Raw genomic sequence first — 13,336 nt, 5'->3', positions numbered from 1 at the left:
AGTCTCCAGGTGTCCGCGATCAAGGGGAAGCTTCAACCGCAGGCTTACCGAGTAGCGGGGCGCTGACCTAGCATCGGCCGTCATGATCGCAGTGGTCGTCACCGTCGGGCTGGCCTTCGCCGGGTATGCCGTCACCTATCTCAACGGCCTGCGTCTGGCGCAGCGGCAGGAGCGTCTTGCTCGGGTGAATCGGCAGCTCAGCGACTTCTACGGGCCCCTGTTCGCGCTCACGGAGGCCAACAGCCGTACCTTCGCCGCGTTCATGCAGCGCAACGCCCGCCCCGACGGCAGGTCGCCCTTCGTTCATGAGATACCGCCCAGCGAGGAGGAACTCGCCGAGTGGCGGCTGTGGATCACCACCGTCTTTCTCCCGAACGTCCGGGCCATGCGCGACCTCGTCGTCAAGCACGCCGACCTCCTGAGCGAACCCGAGATGCCGCCGCTCCTGCTGCAGCTGTGCGCGCACGTGTCGGGCTACGAGATCACGGCCGCCCGGTGGGCGCAGGGGAGCTACGAACAGCACCTTTCGGTGGTGCCGTTCCCGAGTGAGGAGATCGCCGCGTACGCGCGGCTGGGGTTCGGGCGGCTGAAGGCGGAGCAGGCCCGGCTGCTGGGGCAGCGGCGGAACAGCTGACCAGACGCGAGCCGACCACGCCGACGGTCACGACCCGCGCACGCCCGTCGGCCTCTTCGGGAGCCTGATCGAACGGGCGACCACGAAAGTCGCCGGGATCGCCGTCATCGGGGCGATGAGCGAGGCCAGGCGGTTGCCGGCGTGCGGGACCTCGACGATCACGTACACGCCCGCCGTGGTGACCACGAAGCTCGTCGCGTTCGTCAGGGCAAGAGGAGGAACTTCCGCCAGGGAGGGCGGGTTCGGGAGGTGAAGTGGGTGTTCAGGAAGAAGGAGCCCGTCATGCTCAGGAGCGACGCGATGACGTGGGCGGCCACGTAGGGCAGGTGGGGGAGGTAGAGGGCGTAGTACGTCCGGGTGTTGATCACGCCGATCACCGCGAAGCTGAAGATTTGCCCCATCACCGGGCGCGTCCGTGCCGTGCGGGTGCTGCTGGGACGTACTGGTTGCCCAAGTGGTTGACGCTTCGGGTCTCGGGGGCCGAAGGGGTAGGTACGGGCCGGTACGGGCGACGGCGTCGACGGCGCAGAACGCGGTGACGGTGCGGAGCGCCGCGAGCAGGGCGGCGGCCGGTCCGGACCGGACGGCGCCCAGGAGGGTCGCGAGCCGCGGTGCCGGGTCGTGCGGGGTCGTCGGTTTCACGCCCTGTCCCTGTCCGGACGGCACCACCGGTTTCCGTGACGCGTGCCACTCCCGGCGCCACCTCCACGTAACCCGACCATGCCGGGGCGAAAAGCGAATGCCTAGTGCTCTGACCGGATAGCTTCGCCGGAAGCTCGCGGTGTTCGGCATGGACGGGCCTCGCCAACCCTCCGTAGGCTGGTGATCGCCTACGAAGGGGGCGGCGTGAACGGCAATCCGCTGTACCACTGGATAGTGCTGGCGGTGTCCACGGCGCTCATGCTGCCGGTGCCGGTGGCGATACTGGCGGGATGGACACCGCCGTGGCTGCGGAAGCGACAGGCTGGGTTGCGGCTTCGCGCCTACGGCATTCTGTGCATCTACGCTTTCATGCTGGTCAACGGCATCCCCCGGATCGCCGATGCCTCATTCGAGGCGGTCATGGTCTTCATGATCGTCGGGCTCGGCTTCACCGCCGCCGCTGCGGCCCTGTTCCTGCTCTCGGCACGCAAGGATTCAGGCGCCCGGACAGCTGGCCCAGTCGAACCTCGGGAAGGCTGAGACAGCTTGCCGCGCCTGCCGCGTCACGGGGTTTGTCAGGCTGCTGGTGCGAGGGGGCGTCCGCCCCAACGGATGCCTTTCTCGCTGCGGATGCGGGCGCGTTCCTTGCGCTGGGCGGCGAGGACGTCGGGGTGGCGAGCGTTGGCGTTGCGCCAGCGCAAGTAGCGGTGCAGGGACCGGGTCTGCGCGGGATGGCTGCGGTGGTTCGAATTCGCCAGGGTGAACTGCCGCAGCGGGCCGAAGTGCGCCTCGATCGGGTTGGCCCAGGACGCATAGGTCGGGGTGAAGCACAGCTCGACCTTGTTCTTCTTCGCCCAGCGGTGGATGTCCGCTCCGGTGTGGGCGGAGAGGTTGTCCAAAATGATGTAGATCGGTGCGCCGTCAGGCCGGGCGGCGCGGATCGACTTCAGCGCGGCCAGCGTGTTGGCGGTGCCTTTGCGGCGGCGGTTGACGCCCCACAACCGGTCATCGCCGACGGAGTAGCAGCCGTGGAAGTAGGTCACGCCGTGCGTGCGGCGGTAGGTCGCCGGCAGGCGGTCGGGCTTGCCCTGCTTCGCCCAGCAGGAGCCTCCAGTGGGTCGGATCCCCAGGGGCCCGAATTCGTCGAAAGCGAAGACCCGGTCAGGGAAGTGCTCCAGCACGTGCTCGATGCGGTCGAGCTTGGCGTCGCGCTCGGGGTCAGGCGACTCCTTCCAGGTCTTGGTGCGCTGGAAGGTGATGCCGCGGCGCCGGAGCAGGCACCGTAAGGCTTCACGGCCGATGCGGATGACACGTCCGTGCACGCGGCGCAGGTAGGCGACGAGTTTGCGGATCGACCAGCGGGTGAAGGGCTGGCCGAGTTTGGTGGGGCGGGTGGTGGCCGTCTGGACGACGAAGTCCTCGTCGTCAGGGGTGAGCAGGCGGGGACGGCCTCCCGCCCATCGAGGGTCCAGACAGGCCAGGCCGATCTTGTTGAACCGGTGGATCACGTCCCGCACCGTGTCCTCGTCGGCCTGGACCAACTGGGCAATCACCGGGACACGGTTCCCGCCGGCGGACGCGAGCAGCATCATCGCCCGCCGATAGCGCACCGAGTTTGTACATCCCCGGCGCACGATCTGCTGCAGCTTCTGCCCCTCCTGGTCGGTCAGTCTGCGCACCCGCACAGGCTCAGCCACCACACCTCCAGCGGTCGGAACGGACGTGGCCGCCCATCCAACCGTTCCAACCGCCACCCCGGCGAACCTTCCCGGTCAGAGCACTAGTCAGGCATTCCGGTGGAGGAAGGCGTTCCGGTGAAATGCACTGTCGCCGGATGAAGGAAGCGTGTCTTTCCAGCAACGCGAGCCGCCCCGGAGGGGTCCCTCCAGGGTGGCTTGGGTAGGAGCCGGACATGATCTTGAGCAACCGTGAGCAACGTCGTTCGGCACCGGTCCCTCCCCACGTGGAGACCGGTGCCGAACGACGCGCGCGGTGGAACTCAGGCTCGGGTGGCGGGGCCGTCGCTGCCGTCCGGTGACTTCGCGGAAGTTGTCCCAGAACATACGGCGGCTTGAGGTGCCTCTTCGAGACTTGAGCTGGTGACCTGCCCGGGCGGCGTGCGGGTGGTGCCTTGCTGGGTCGTGATCCTGCCATTCTGGGCCCCCGACGAGGAGGTTCCGGCGCCCGGACGACGGCTAATCCGCAGGTCAGCCGGGTAAGGTGAGTTTTCCGGTCCGGATGGCCAGGTGCGGCGGAAGTAAGGGGTGGAGACCTTGGGCGCGGACTCAGGGGCACGCACAGCCTTCGCGGAACGTCTCGCGCTGCTGTACAAGGAGGCCGGCAACCCTCCCCTGAAGAGCGTGTCCGAGGCCGTCGTACGGCTGAAGCGGGTGGACGAACGGGGGCGGCCCGTACGGGTCTCCGCACAGCGGATCAGCGACTGGCGCCGCGCGAAGAACGTACCGGCGCACTTCGCCGCGCTCGCCGCCGTGTTGCAGGTGCTGATTCCGCACGCGCGCCGCGAGCGCCCCGTGCCGGTCTCCGCCGGACTGTACGACATGGGGCAGTGGCAGCGCCTGTGGGAGCGCGCGGTCGCCGATCCGATCGCCGAACGGGTGGGCGGCGGGGCGGCGGACGCGGAGGAGGACGGGACGCCGGCCGAGGGGGCACCGGCCGTGCCGGGCGGGGTGTGCCCGTACCGGGGGCTGGCCTCCTACCGCCAGGAGGACGCGCGGTGGTTCTTCGGACGGGAGCGCAGCACCGACGCCCTGGCGGCCCAACTGCGGGCCGCGGAACGGACGGGCGGTCTCGTCATGCTCGTCGGCGCCTCCGGGGCGGGAAAGTCCTCGCTGCTGAACGCCGGTCTGGTGCCCGCCCTCAGGGGCGGTCAGGGGCGGGAGGTGGTGCAGCTGGTGCCTGGGGCCGATCCGGTGGCCGAACTGACCCGCCGTATACCCGGGCTCGCGCGGGTCGTGGCCGAGGAGCAGCCCGGGACACCGGAGTTCGCGGACGCCGTACGTGCGGCCGTCGCCGCGTGGGCGCCGGGCGGGGCCCGTCCGGTGGTCATCGTCGACCAGTTCGAGGAGACCTTCACCCTCTGCTGCGACGAGGCGGAACGGCGTACCTTCATCCAGCTCCTGCACGACGCGGCCTCCCCCGCGGGCCCCGGCGAACCGGCCCCCGTGCTCGTCGTGCTCGGCATCCGCGCCGACTTCTACGAGCAGTGCCTGGGATATCCCGAACTGGCCGACGCCCTCCAGCACCGCCACATGGTGCTCGGACCGCTCACCGCCGCCGAGTTGCGCGAGGCGGTGACCGGCCCCGCCAAGGCCGTGGGGCTGGAGCTGGAACCGGGGCTGGCGGAGCTGATCGTCCGGGAGGTGAGCTCCGACGGGCCGCGCGGGGCGCACGACGCGGGCGCGCTGCCGCTGCTGTCGCACGCCCTGCTCGCCACCTGGCAGCGGCGCAAGGCGGGCCGGCTGACACTGGCCGGGTACCGCGCGGCGGGGGGCATCCAGGGGGCGGTGGCGGCGACCGCCGAACGGGCCTGGTCCCGGCTGGACCCGGCGGCACGCACGGCGGCACGGCTGCTGCTGCTCCGGCTGGTCCGGCTCGGCGAGGACACGCAGGCGACCCGGCGGCGGGGTACGCGGCGGCAATTGGCGGACGAGTCGGCGGATCCGGGCAAGACGGAGGAGTCGCTCGAAGAGCTGGTGCGTGCCCGGCTGGTGACGCTGGACGCGGAGACCGTGGAGATCACCCACGAGGCCCTGCTGCACGCCTGGCCCCGCCTGCGGGACTGGATCGACGAGGACCGGGGCGGCAACCTGCTGCGTCAGCGGCTGGAGGAGGACAGCCGGGCCTGGGAGGCGACCCAGCGCGACACCTCCCTGCTGTACCGGGGTTCGCGGCTGGAGCACGCCCGCACCTGGGCGCGGTCCGCCGGTGACACCTTTCTGACCCGCAGCGCGGTCGACTTCCTCGCCGCCTCGGCCCGGCTGCGGCGGCGCACGGTGTGGATGAGCCGGGGTGCGGTGGCGGCGCTGATGGCGCTGGCGGTGCTGGCGGTCGGCTCGGCGGTGGTGGCCTGGCAGCAGCGGGACGACGCGGTGTTCGCGCAGGTGCTCGCCGAGGCCGACCGCGTCCAGTACACCGACCCGTCGCTGTCCGCCCAGCTCGACCTGGTCGCCCATCGCCTGCGCCCGGACGACGAGGGCACGAACAACCGGCTGGTGTCGATCGTCAACGCGCCGCTGGCCACCCCGCTGCTCGGCCACACCGGTGCCGTCTACCTGACGACGTTCAGCCCCGACGGCAAGCTGCTGGCCACCGCCAGCTACGACCGCACGGTCCGCCTGTGGGACGTTGCCGACCCGCAGCGTCCCAAGCCTCTGGGAAAGCCCCTCGGCGCCCACACGAGCTGGGTGAGCACCGCCGTCTTCAGCCCGGACGGCCGCACCCTCGCCAGCGCCTCGGACGACGGCACGGTCCGGCTGTGGGACATCCGCGACCCCCGTCACCCGCGCCCGCTCGGCGCGCCGCTCACCGGCGACGACGGCACGGTCTACCTGCTCGCCTTCAGCCCTGACGGCCGTACGATGGCCGCCGCGACCGAGGACCGCGTCGTACGGCTGTGGAACGTCGCCGACCCGGCCCGGCCCAGCCCGCTCGGCGCGCTCACCGGCCACACCGCCGCCGTGCGTTCGGTCGCCTTCAGCCCGGACGGACGGACCCTGGCGTCGGGCGGCGACGACACCACGGTGCGGCTGTGGGACCTGGCCGATCCCCGTCGCCCCGAGCGGATCGGCGAGCCGCTCACGGGCCACCGGGCGCTCATCCACTCCGTCGCGTTCAGCCCCGACGGCCGCACCCTCGCCAGCGGCAGCGCCGACGACACGGTCCAGCTCTGGGACGTGAGCGACGTCGGGGAAGCCGATCCGATCGGCCGGCCGCTCACCGGTCACACGGGCCCCGTGTGGTCGGTGGCGTTCAGTCCGGACAGTTCGGTGCTCGCCGTCGCCAGCGCGGACAGCACGGCGAGCCTGTGGGACGTCAGCAATCCGGCGTTCCCGTCCCAGGTCGGCGAGCCGCTCGCGGGCAGCAGCGGCGAGATGTACGCCCTGGGTTTCAGCCCCGACGGCCGCACCCTCGCCACCGGAACCGGCGACAACAAGGTCCGTCTGTGGTCGCTGCCGACGTCGGACATGCTCGGGCGGATCGGGGCGTTCCGCCCGGACGGACGGGTGCTGGCCACGGCCGCGCGCGACCAGCGGATCCGGCTGTGGGACGTCCGGGCGCCCCGGCGGCCGGCGCTGCTGGGCAAGCCGTTCCTGCCCGCCGAGGGCGACGTCCGCACGGTGGTGTTCTCGCCCGGCGGGCGCACGCTCGCGGTGCTGACCGGCAGCCGCGCGGTGCAGCTGTGGAACGTCACCGACCCGTCCAGGCCGGTCCCCCACGGGCCACCCATACGGCTGCACACCCGGTACGCCGGCCCCGACGCGCTCGCGTACAGCCCCGACGGCCGCACCCTCGCCACCGCCTACGACGACCGCACCGTCCAGCTCTGGGACATCGCCGACCCCTCGAAGCCGCGCCGCCTGGGCGAGCCGCTCACCGGGCACACCGGTTACGTCAACGCGCTCGTCTTCAGCCCCGACGGCCGCACCCTCGCCAGCGGCAGCGCCGACACCACCGTCCGCCTCTGGAACGTCTCGGACCCCGGCCGCGCCGCCCGGCTCGGCACCCCCCTGCGGGGCCACCTCGGCCCGGTCAACGCGCTCGCCTACAGTCCCGACGGCCGGACCCTGGCCAGCGGCAGCGACGACAACACGGTGGGGCTCTGGGGCGTCGGCGACCCGCTGGAGGCCGAGCGGCTGGGCCCCGCCCTCGGCGGGCACACCGAGGCGGTGGTGTCCCTGACGTTCCGCCGGGACGGGCGCACCCTGGCCAGCGGCGGCAACGACGACACCGTCCGCCTCTGGGACGTCGGCCGCCCGTCCTCCGCGATGCCCATCGGGCAGTCGCTGAGCCCCAACGCCAAGACCGGCAACTTCCTCTCCTTCAGCCCCAACAGCCGGCTGCTCGGGGTGTCGAGCGGTGCCGGGACCGTACGGCTGTGGGACCTGAACGTCGATGACGCGGTGCGCCAGATCTGTGCGACCACGCGGGGTGTGCTGACGCCCGAGAAATGGCACGAATACCTGCCGCGACTGTCCTACGAACCACCCTGCCCGGAGTGATCCGCGTCACAGCGACTCGACGCACCTCATCAGTCGGGTCCCGCGGCGCCATCCGCCTTGTTAGTCTTGGCCACAGCCCGATCGCTGGTGCATCCCCCGTCGCCAGCGATCGGGCGTTTCCGTTCACCGGCGCCTGCGCGTGCTTCCCGCGACGCCCCAGCCGTACGGCCGATCCCGGTCAGCAAGACCTCTTGAGGAGCCGTACGCTGCCTCATATGCCGAAGGCGTACGAAGTGATCGCGGACGACATCCGCCGGTCCATCCGCGAGGGCGAACGCAAACCCGGCGACCGGCTGCCGGCCGAGACGGAACTGGCCGAGCGGTACCGGCGCAGCGTGCCGACGGTCCAGAGCGCGCTGCGGCTGCTGAGCGAGGAAGGCCTCATCGACAAGCGGCACGGCCTGGGCAACTTCGTCCGCCGCCCCCGCACGCCCGCGGTCCGCGACAACAGACGGCACCAGTGGGAGAAGGACCGCGCCCGTCAGCCGTTGCACCGGCGGGCGGAGACCGGTGCGACGGAACGCGAAACCGGGCTGGAGGCGCGCGATCTGGTCTTCCACGCGAGCTACCGCGAGATCAAGGCGCCCAGGCGGCTGGCGGAGGCGTTCGGCGTCCCCGAACGCACGCTCCTGCTGGAGCGCACCTACCGCACCAGATGCGCGGCGGAGACCGCTCCCTTCAGCCTCGTCACGTCCTACCTGGTCCGTGACATGATCGCCGCCAACCCCGCCCTCTTGGACGAGGCCAACGAGCCCTGGCCCGGCGGCACCCAGCACCAACTGCACACCGTCGGCATCGAGGTGGACCGCGTCGAGGAGCGCTTCACGGCCCGTCCGCCGACCCCGGAGGAGGCGGCCGAACTGGAGCTGCCGCCGGGAACGTCGGTGATCCTGCTGCACAAGACGTCGTACGACATCGAGGGCAGGGTGGTGGACATCTCCGACGTCACACTGCCGGGCGACCGCACCGAACTGCTCTTCACCACGTCACTGGAGAGGTGGTGAGCCTGCCGTGACCCGGCACCTCGTCGTCGTCACCGCCGTGCACCCCCCGTCGGCACGCTTCCTGCCCGACGCCTACAGGTCGCTGTGCGAGCAGCGCCTGCCGGAGGGCTGGGAGTGGCGGTGGGTGATCCAGGAGGACGGCGCGTCGGAGGACGTCCGGCCGTACGTGCCCGAAGACACCCGGGTGACGTTCCGTCAGGGGCGGCGGGGCGGGCCGGGGGTGGCACGCACCATCGCCCTGGCGCGGGCGGAGGGCGAGTACGTCAAGGTCCTGGACGCCGACGACCAGCTGGCGCCCGGTGTGCTGGCCCGCGATCTGGCGGTGCTGGAGGCCGACCCGGGGATCGGGTGGGTGACGTCGCGGGTGCTGGACCTGTTCCCGGACGGCTCGACGGCCGGCTTCCCGGGCGATCCGGAGGAGGGGCCGGTCGAGCGGGGCGCGGTGCTCGGCTTCTGGAAGGCGAACGACTACCGCGCCCAGGTCCACCCGGCGTCACTCTGCGTGCGGCGGGACCTGCTGGTGGCTCTCGGCGGCTGGATGGCCCTGCCCGCGTCCGAGGACACGGGGCTGCTGCTGGCGCTGAACGCGGTGAGCCGGGGGTGGTTCTCGGCGGAGGTGGGGCTCCTCTACCGGAAGTGGGAGGGACAGATGACCGGCCAGGCCCCGCACGTCGACCCGGCCGAGCGGGAGGCCCGGATGGCGGTGGCGGAGGCGCGGGCGCGGGCGCTGGCGCACTTCGGCTGGGAGTACCCGGCGGACGGGGCCGCGCAGTGACCTCTCACGCGGGACGGCCGATCTCCTGGGCGAAGGTGATGACGTTTCCGGCCGGGTCGTTGACCGCGGCGATGCGGAAGCCGCCGTCCGGGGTGTCCTGGACGGTCCCCAGGTCAAGGCCCCGCTCCGCGGCGAGCCGGACCTCACCCGCGACGTCGTCGACGCCCAGCGTCAGCATGGCGGCGCCCGCGCGGTCGGGTTCCAGGAGCAGCTGGATCGCGCCGCCCTCGATGACCTCCCATTCCGCCAGGCCGCTCATGGGCTCCCGGTCGGCCGGGCGGCCCCACAGGCGCTCGTACCAGGCGCGGGCCGCTTCGAAGTCGGCGACGGGAATGACGGCGTAGACGGTCCTGATGGCCACGATGGGTACCCCTTTCATCCGTTTCGCACCTTACTGAGTGCCCGTCGGATGTCCGCGGATGTCAGGGCAGCGCCTCGGCGTCCGTGCGCGAAAAGACCAGGTCGCTCTCCCCGGTGACCGGCGTCCGCCACCGCAGGGGCACCCGGCGGGGACCGGCGAGCGCGGCCGGATAGCTCGCGGGGTCGTAGTCGTTGTCGAGGCGATAGACGTGGAAGCCGGCCCCGGCCATGGTCTCCAGCAACTCCTCCACACGGTCGCCCAGTTCGGCCATCCGCTCGGGTGTCACCTCCACCGTGATCTCGGCGTCGGGCCGCAGCCTGCCCAGCACGGGCGCGAGGCCGCGCACGACGCCGCCCTCCGCCCCCTCGACGTCTATCTTGATCACCCGGGCGTGTTCGAGCTCGCCCGGTTCGAGCAGGTCGGGCAGCGGAGCGGCGTCGACCTCGCACACCGCCTCGGCGGGTCCGTCGTACGGGACGATGCTGTTCGCGCCCGTGTTGTACGAGCTGGCGAGGGTGAAGGTCAGCTTTCCGGTGCGGTCGGACGCGGCGGCGTGGACGGCCCGGACGGTGCGGCAGCCGTTGAGCCGGGCGTGCAGAGCGAGGCGGCGGTGGGAGGCGGGGGACGCCTCGATCGCCACGACCCGGCCTGTCTCTCCGACCAGTCGCGCGGCCAGGACGCTGAACACCCCGATGTTGGCGCCGACGTCGATGAAGCCGTCGCCGGGACGGAGGCGGCTGCGCAGCCAGCCGGTCATATGGGGTTCCCAGGCACCGAAGAGGTACAGGTAGCGCTGGATCAGGTCCTGGCTGTCGACCGCGAAACGGGCGCCCGAGCGCGTCTCGACGACCCGCCTTCGCGGGTGGCCCCGCAGATACGGGTTCAGCACGCGCGCGGCGAGGGCGGCCTTGCCGAGGGTGCCGGGGGCGTGCCGTACGTAGCGGCTGCCCAGGGTGATCAGGGCTTCCGTGGCTGCCGTGCGGGCGCGGCTCATCCGGTCGGCACGCCCCGCGCTACTCGGTGACGGTGATGGCCTGGGACGGGCACCCCTCGACCGCCTCCCGGACCTCGGGGTCGCCTCCGCTGTCCTCACGCCCCGGCACGACCGCGCCGTAGCCGTCCACCACCGTGAAGACGGACGGAACCCGGTACGCACAGTCGCCGGAGCCGTAGCAGCGCTCGGGGTCGACGGAGAGCTTCATTCCCACTCCAGACGCCTTCGGCCCGTGGGGCGCCAGGCGGATCGGAACCGACACCTACGCCCCTTTCCCTGCCCGCCGGGCACACCACCGAACCGGCGGCGTCTAGTGGGCGGCGAGGTCCAGCCAGTGGGCGACCCTGCGGACCGTCGTCTCGTCGAGCCGGTCCACGACCGCCCGCACGGCCGCCTCGTCGTCCGGGGCGAGGTCGTACAGCCCGGCACGGTTCAGCGCGGCCACGAGCACCTGGTGCCGGCGGTCGGTCATGCGCTCCGTGAGTTTCGAGGGCTGAGCGGGGCTCGCGGCGGCCGGCCCCGGGGTGGCGGCGGGGGCCGCGGTCGTGGGCGCGGGCCCGTCGATCCGCTGCCAGGCGCCGTCCTTGGGACCCCACAGGGACACGACCGGATCCTGGCCGCGCGCCCGCAGGGTCTGGGTCATCTCACCGACGGCGTACTGCACGGGCACCCGGTACGGTGACTCCGCGCCGACCCGCCAGGACGCGCCGGCCGGTTCGTAGAACAGCGCGACCCAGCGTGGAGCGCCCGCCGGCTGCGGGCTCTGAGGACGTGACGGCACGGGACATCACCCCTTCGGGAACGACAGTTCCGGACCATAACTGACGGAGCGTCAGATCGCCAGAGCGGGAGACCGGAACCACGGCGTCCCGGGGTCGTCCACTGCGCTCAGCTGTTCCAGCTCTCGTCGTACGGGTCGGCGGGCGCCCGTACCGGCACGGCCGCCGAGACCTCGATGAACGGGATCGGGCCGCCGCCCACCGGGTCACGGGTGCGCTTCGGGGTGTAGGTGCCGGTGATCTCCAGCCAGGTGTCCGGCTGCAGCACGGGCGGGACCCGGCCGGCCAGACCCACCTTCACCGGCAGGGCGTCGGCGGCACAGCAGTTGAGCGCCATGCGGACCAGGTAGGGGGTACCCGCCCGGTCCAGCGCCACGAACCCCGTGATCCTGACCCGGCGATCGCGCAGGGTGCGGCCGTCGTCGTACGCCGCCCGGCTCGCGTAGTCGACGACGCCCAGGCGGACGGGGTCACCGGCGGGCAGCGGGGCGTAGGCGGGGGGCCGCTGCAGGGCCGTACCGGTGCGCATCGCGCTGTACGAGCCGAGGGCGGGCGGGGCCACGAGGACCAGCGCGAGGACCGGCAGGAGCAGCAGCCAGGCCACGCGCGGTTCATGGTGGCCGGAGGTCCGCCGGGGCTCGCCGCGCGGGTCCTCGCCGTGCGGGTCCTCGCCGTGCGGCTGCTCACCTGGTGCGGACGCCCGGTGCCGGCGCTCGTAGTGGAGCGTCGCGAGCGCCGCCACGACCAGCACCGCGCCGGCCACCAGCAACAGCGGCCGCAGCCCGGCCTTGACGTACCGCAGCGACAGATCCGTGGCCCCCGCGTGCAGCAGTGACACCCCGAGCAGGCACAGCACGGCCGCCTGCGTCTGCCGGTTCACAGCAGCACCGCCCCGGTCAGCGCGGACACACCGACGGCGACGGCGAAGGTCACCGGTGCGAAACGCAGCGCGAAGCCGCGGCCGAACGTGCCTGCCTGCATCGCGAACAGCTTCAGATCGACCATCGGCCCCACCACCAGGAACGCCAGCCGGGCCGTCGGCGAGAACTGCGTCAGCGACGCCGCCACGAAGGCGTCGGCCTCCGAGCAGATCGACAGCAGCACAGCGAGCACGGCCAGCGCGAGAACCGCCAGCACCGGGTTGCCGGCCGCCGCCTGGAGCCACCGCTCGGGCACGACCGCCTTCAGCGTCGCGGCCGCCATCGCGCCGATCACCAGGAACCCGCCGGCGTGCAGCACGTCGTGCCGCACGGACCCCCAGAAGGCCGCTCCCCTGCCCTGCCCCCCGTACGACGGGCGGGCCGGCGGACGCAGCCACGCGGCGCGGCCGAGTCGCTGCCACAGCCACCCCATCACGCACGCCACGGCCAGGCTCGCGGCGAACCGGGCCAGCACCATCCCGGGTTGTCCGGGGAAGGCGACCGCCGTCGCCGTCAGCACGATCGGATTGATCGCGGGCGCGGCGAGCAGGAACGCCAGGGCGGCCGCCGGGGCGACTCCCCGGCGCATGAGGGCACCCGCCACCGGCACCGACGCGCACTCGCAGCCCGGCACCACCGCGCCGGCCAGCCCCGCGACCGGTACCGCCGCGGCGGGCCGGGCCGGCAGGGCGCGGGCGAAGAGGGACGCCGGTACGAACACGGCGACGGCCGCCGACAGCAGCACCCCGAGCACCAGGAACGGCAGCGCCTGCACGACCACCGCGACGAACACCGTGGTCCAGCTCTGCATCACCGGCGCGGACAGCGCGCGGCGGATCGGGGCCTGGGCGAGCAGCAGCAGAAGCAGGGTGACGGTGAGGACCAGAGGGGAGCTGAGGTGCCAGCCGTCGTCGTCCCTGCCGGAGGGCGAGGGGGAGGGGGAGGGGGAGGGGGAGGGCGGTGACTTGGGGACGGTGGCGGCCACGGG

Annotated in this window: 12 protein-coding genes and 1 pseudogene; 5 read left to right on the top strand and 8 right to left on the bottom strand. The window is 72.5% G+C overall.

Annotated features, from left to right (window positions below):
- The first annotated feature begins 82 nt into the window (after window positions 1–82).
- On the top strand, window positions 83–634 hold the full coding sequence (locus ACIHCM_RS06805) for a hypothetical protein (protein ID WP_399890155.1): 552 nt from the start codon (window positions 83–85) through the stop codon (window positions 632–634).
- 27 nt (window positions 635–661) lie between these two features.
- Here the strand turns inward: ACIHCM_RS06805 and ACIHCM_RS06800 are convergent.
- Window positions 662–1,035 (bottom strand): annotated as a pseudogene (locus ACIHCM_RS06800) (GtrA family protein).
- A gap of 421 nt (window positions 1,036–1,456) precedes the next feature.
- Here ACIHCM_RS06800 and ACIHCM_RS06795 point away from each other — a divergent pair.
- Entirely contained in the window at window positions 1,457–1,816 is a 360-nt protein-coding gene (locus ACIHCM_RS06795) for a hypothetical protein (RefSeq protein WP_399890152.1), read from the top strand.
- 35 nt (window positions 1,817–1,851) lie between these two features.
- On the opposite strand, the gene ACIHCM_RS06790 is transcribed toward ACIHCM_RS06795, so the two are convergent.
- Window positions 1,852–2,973: an IS630 family transposase gene (locus ACIHCM_RS06790; RefSeq protein ID WP_399890149.1), complete on the bottom strand. Its 1,122-nt coding sequence runs from the start codon at window positions 2,971–2,973 to the stop codon at window positions 1,852–1,854.
- Window positions 2,974–3,540: 567 nt separating this feature from the next.
- Here ACIHCM_RS06790 and ACIHCM_RS06785 point away from each other — a divergent pair.
- From ACIHCM_RS06785 to ACIHCM_RS06775, 3 genes are all read left to right on the top strand, one after another.
- Window positions 3,541–7,515, top strand: a complete 3,975-nt coding sequence (locus ACIHCM_RS06785; protein ID WP_399890146.1) for an NACHT and WD repeat domain-containing protein — start codon at window positions 3,541–3,543, stop codon at window positions 7,513–7,515.
- 215 nt (window positions 7,516–7,730) lie between these two features.
- Window positions 7,731–8,519, top strand: coding sequence for a GntR family transcriptional regulator (locus tag ACIHCM_RS06780; RefSeq protein ID WP_399890143.1), 789 nt, complete (start codon window positions 7,731–7,733; stop codon window positions 8,517–8,519).
- Between the two features lie 7 nt (window positions 8,520–8,526).
- Window positions 8,527–9,294 carry a glycosyltransferase family 2 protein gene (locus ACIHCM_RS06775; protein ID WP_399890140.1) on the top strand — a complete coding sequence of 256 codons (768 nt, stop codon included), beginning with the start codon at window positions 8,527–8,529 and terminating at the stop codon, window positions 9,292–9,294.
- Window positions 9,295–9,298: 4 nt separating this feature from the next.
- On the opposite strand, the gene ACIHCM_RS06770 is transcribed toward ACIHCM_RS06775, so the two are convergent.
- From ACIHCM_RS06770 to ACIHCM_RS06745, 6 genes are all read right to left on the bottom strand, one after another.
- A complete protein-coding gene (locus tag ACIHCM_RS06770) occupies window positions 9,299–9,673 on the bottom strand; it encodes a VOC family protein (protein ID WP_399890137.1) in 375 nt (124 codons plus the stop codon).
- A gap of 43 nt (window positions 9,674–9,716) precedes the next feature.
- On the bottom strand, window positions 9,717–10,649 hold the full coding sequence (locus ACIHCM_RS06765; RefSeq protein WP_399890134.1) for an FkbM family methyltransferase: 933 nt from the start codon (window positions 10,647–10,649) through the stop codon (window positions 9,717–9,719).
- Window positions 10,650–10,668: 19 nt separating this feature from the next.
- Window positions 10,669–10,857: a ferredoxin gene (locus ACIHCM_RS06760; RefSeq protein ID WP_399890132.1), complete on the bottom strand. Its 189-nt coding sequence runs from the start codon at window positions 10,855–10,857 to the stop codon at window positions 10,669–10,671.
- A 102-nt stretch (window positions 10,858–10,959) separates the two neighbouring features.
- Window positions 10,960–11,430, bottom strand: coding sequence for a hypothetical protein (locus ACIHCM_RS06755; protein ID WP_399890129.1), 471 nt, complete (start codon window positions 11,428–11,430; stop codon window positions 10,960–10,962).
- A 107-nt stretch (window positions 11,431–11,537) separates the two neighbouring features.
- A complete protein-coding gene (locus tag ACIHCM_RS06750; RefSeq protein WP_399890126.1) occupies window positions 11,538–12,308 on the bottom strand; it encodes a TIGR03943 family putative permease subunit in 771 nt (256 codons plus the stop codon).
- Entirely contained in the window at window positions 12,305–13,333 is a 1,029-nt protein-coding gene (locus ACIHCM_RS06745) for a permease (RefSeq protein ID WP_399890123.1), read from the bottom strand. The genes ACIHCM_RS06750 and ACIHCM_RS06745 overlap by 4 nt, the downstream gene beginning before the upstream one ends.
- Between the last annotated feature and the right edge of the window lie 3 nt (window positions 13,334–13,336).

The sequence above is a fragment of the Streptomyces sp. NPDC052023 genome (assembly GCF_044548465.1).
In the GTDB taxonomy this organism is placed as follows: domain Bacteria; phylum Actinomycetota; class Actinomycetes; order Streptomycetales; family Streptomycetaceae; genus Streptomyces.
The sequence above is the reverse complement of the archived record's forward strand: the minus strand, read 5'-3'. Positions and strand labels throughout refer to the sequence as shown.

Coding starts and splice junctions, on each gene's coding strand:
- ACIHCM_RS06765 (WP_399890134.1), bottom strand. CDS start 10,649: ATGAGCCGCGCCCGCACGGCAGCCACGGAAGCCCTGATCACCCTGGGC.
- ACIHCM_RS06760 (WP_399890132.1), bottom strand. CDS start 10,857: ATGAAGCTCTCCGTCGACCCCGAGCGCTGCTACGGCTCCGGCGACTGT.
- ACIHCM_RS06770 (WP_399890137.1), bottom strand. CDS start 9,673: ATGAAAGGGGTACCCATCGTGGCCATCAGGACCGTCTACGCCGTCATT.
- ACIHCM_RS06780 (WP_399890143.1), top strand. CDS start 7,731: ATGCCGAAGGCGTACGAAGTGATCGCGGACGACATCCGCCGGTCCATC.
- ACIHCM_RS06805 (WP_399890155.1), top strand. CDS start 83: ATGATCGCAGTGGTCGTCACCGTCGGGCTGGCCTTCGCCGGGTATGCC.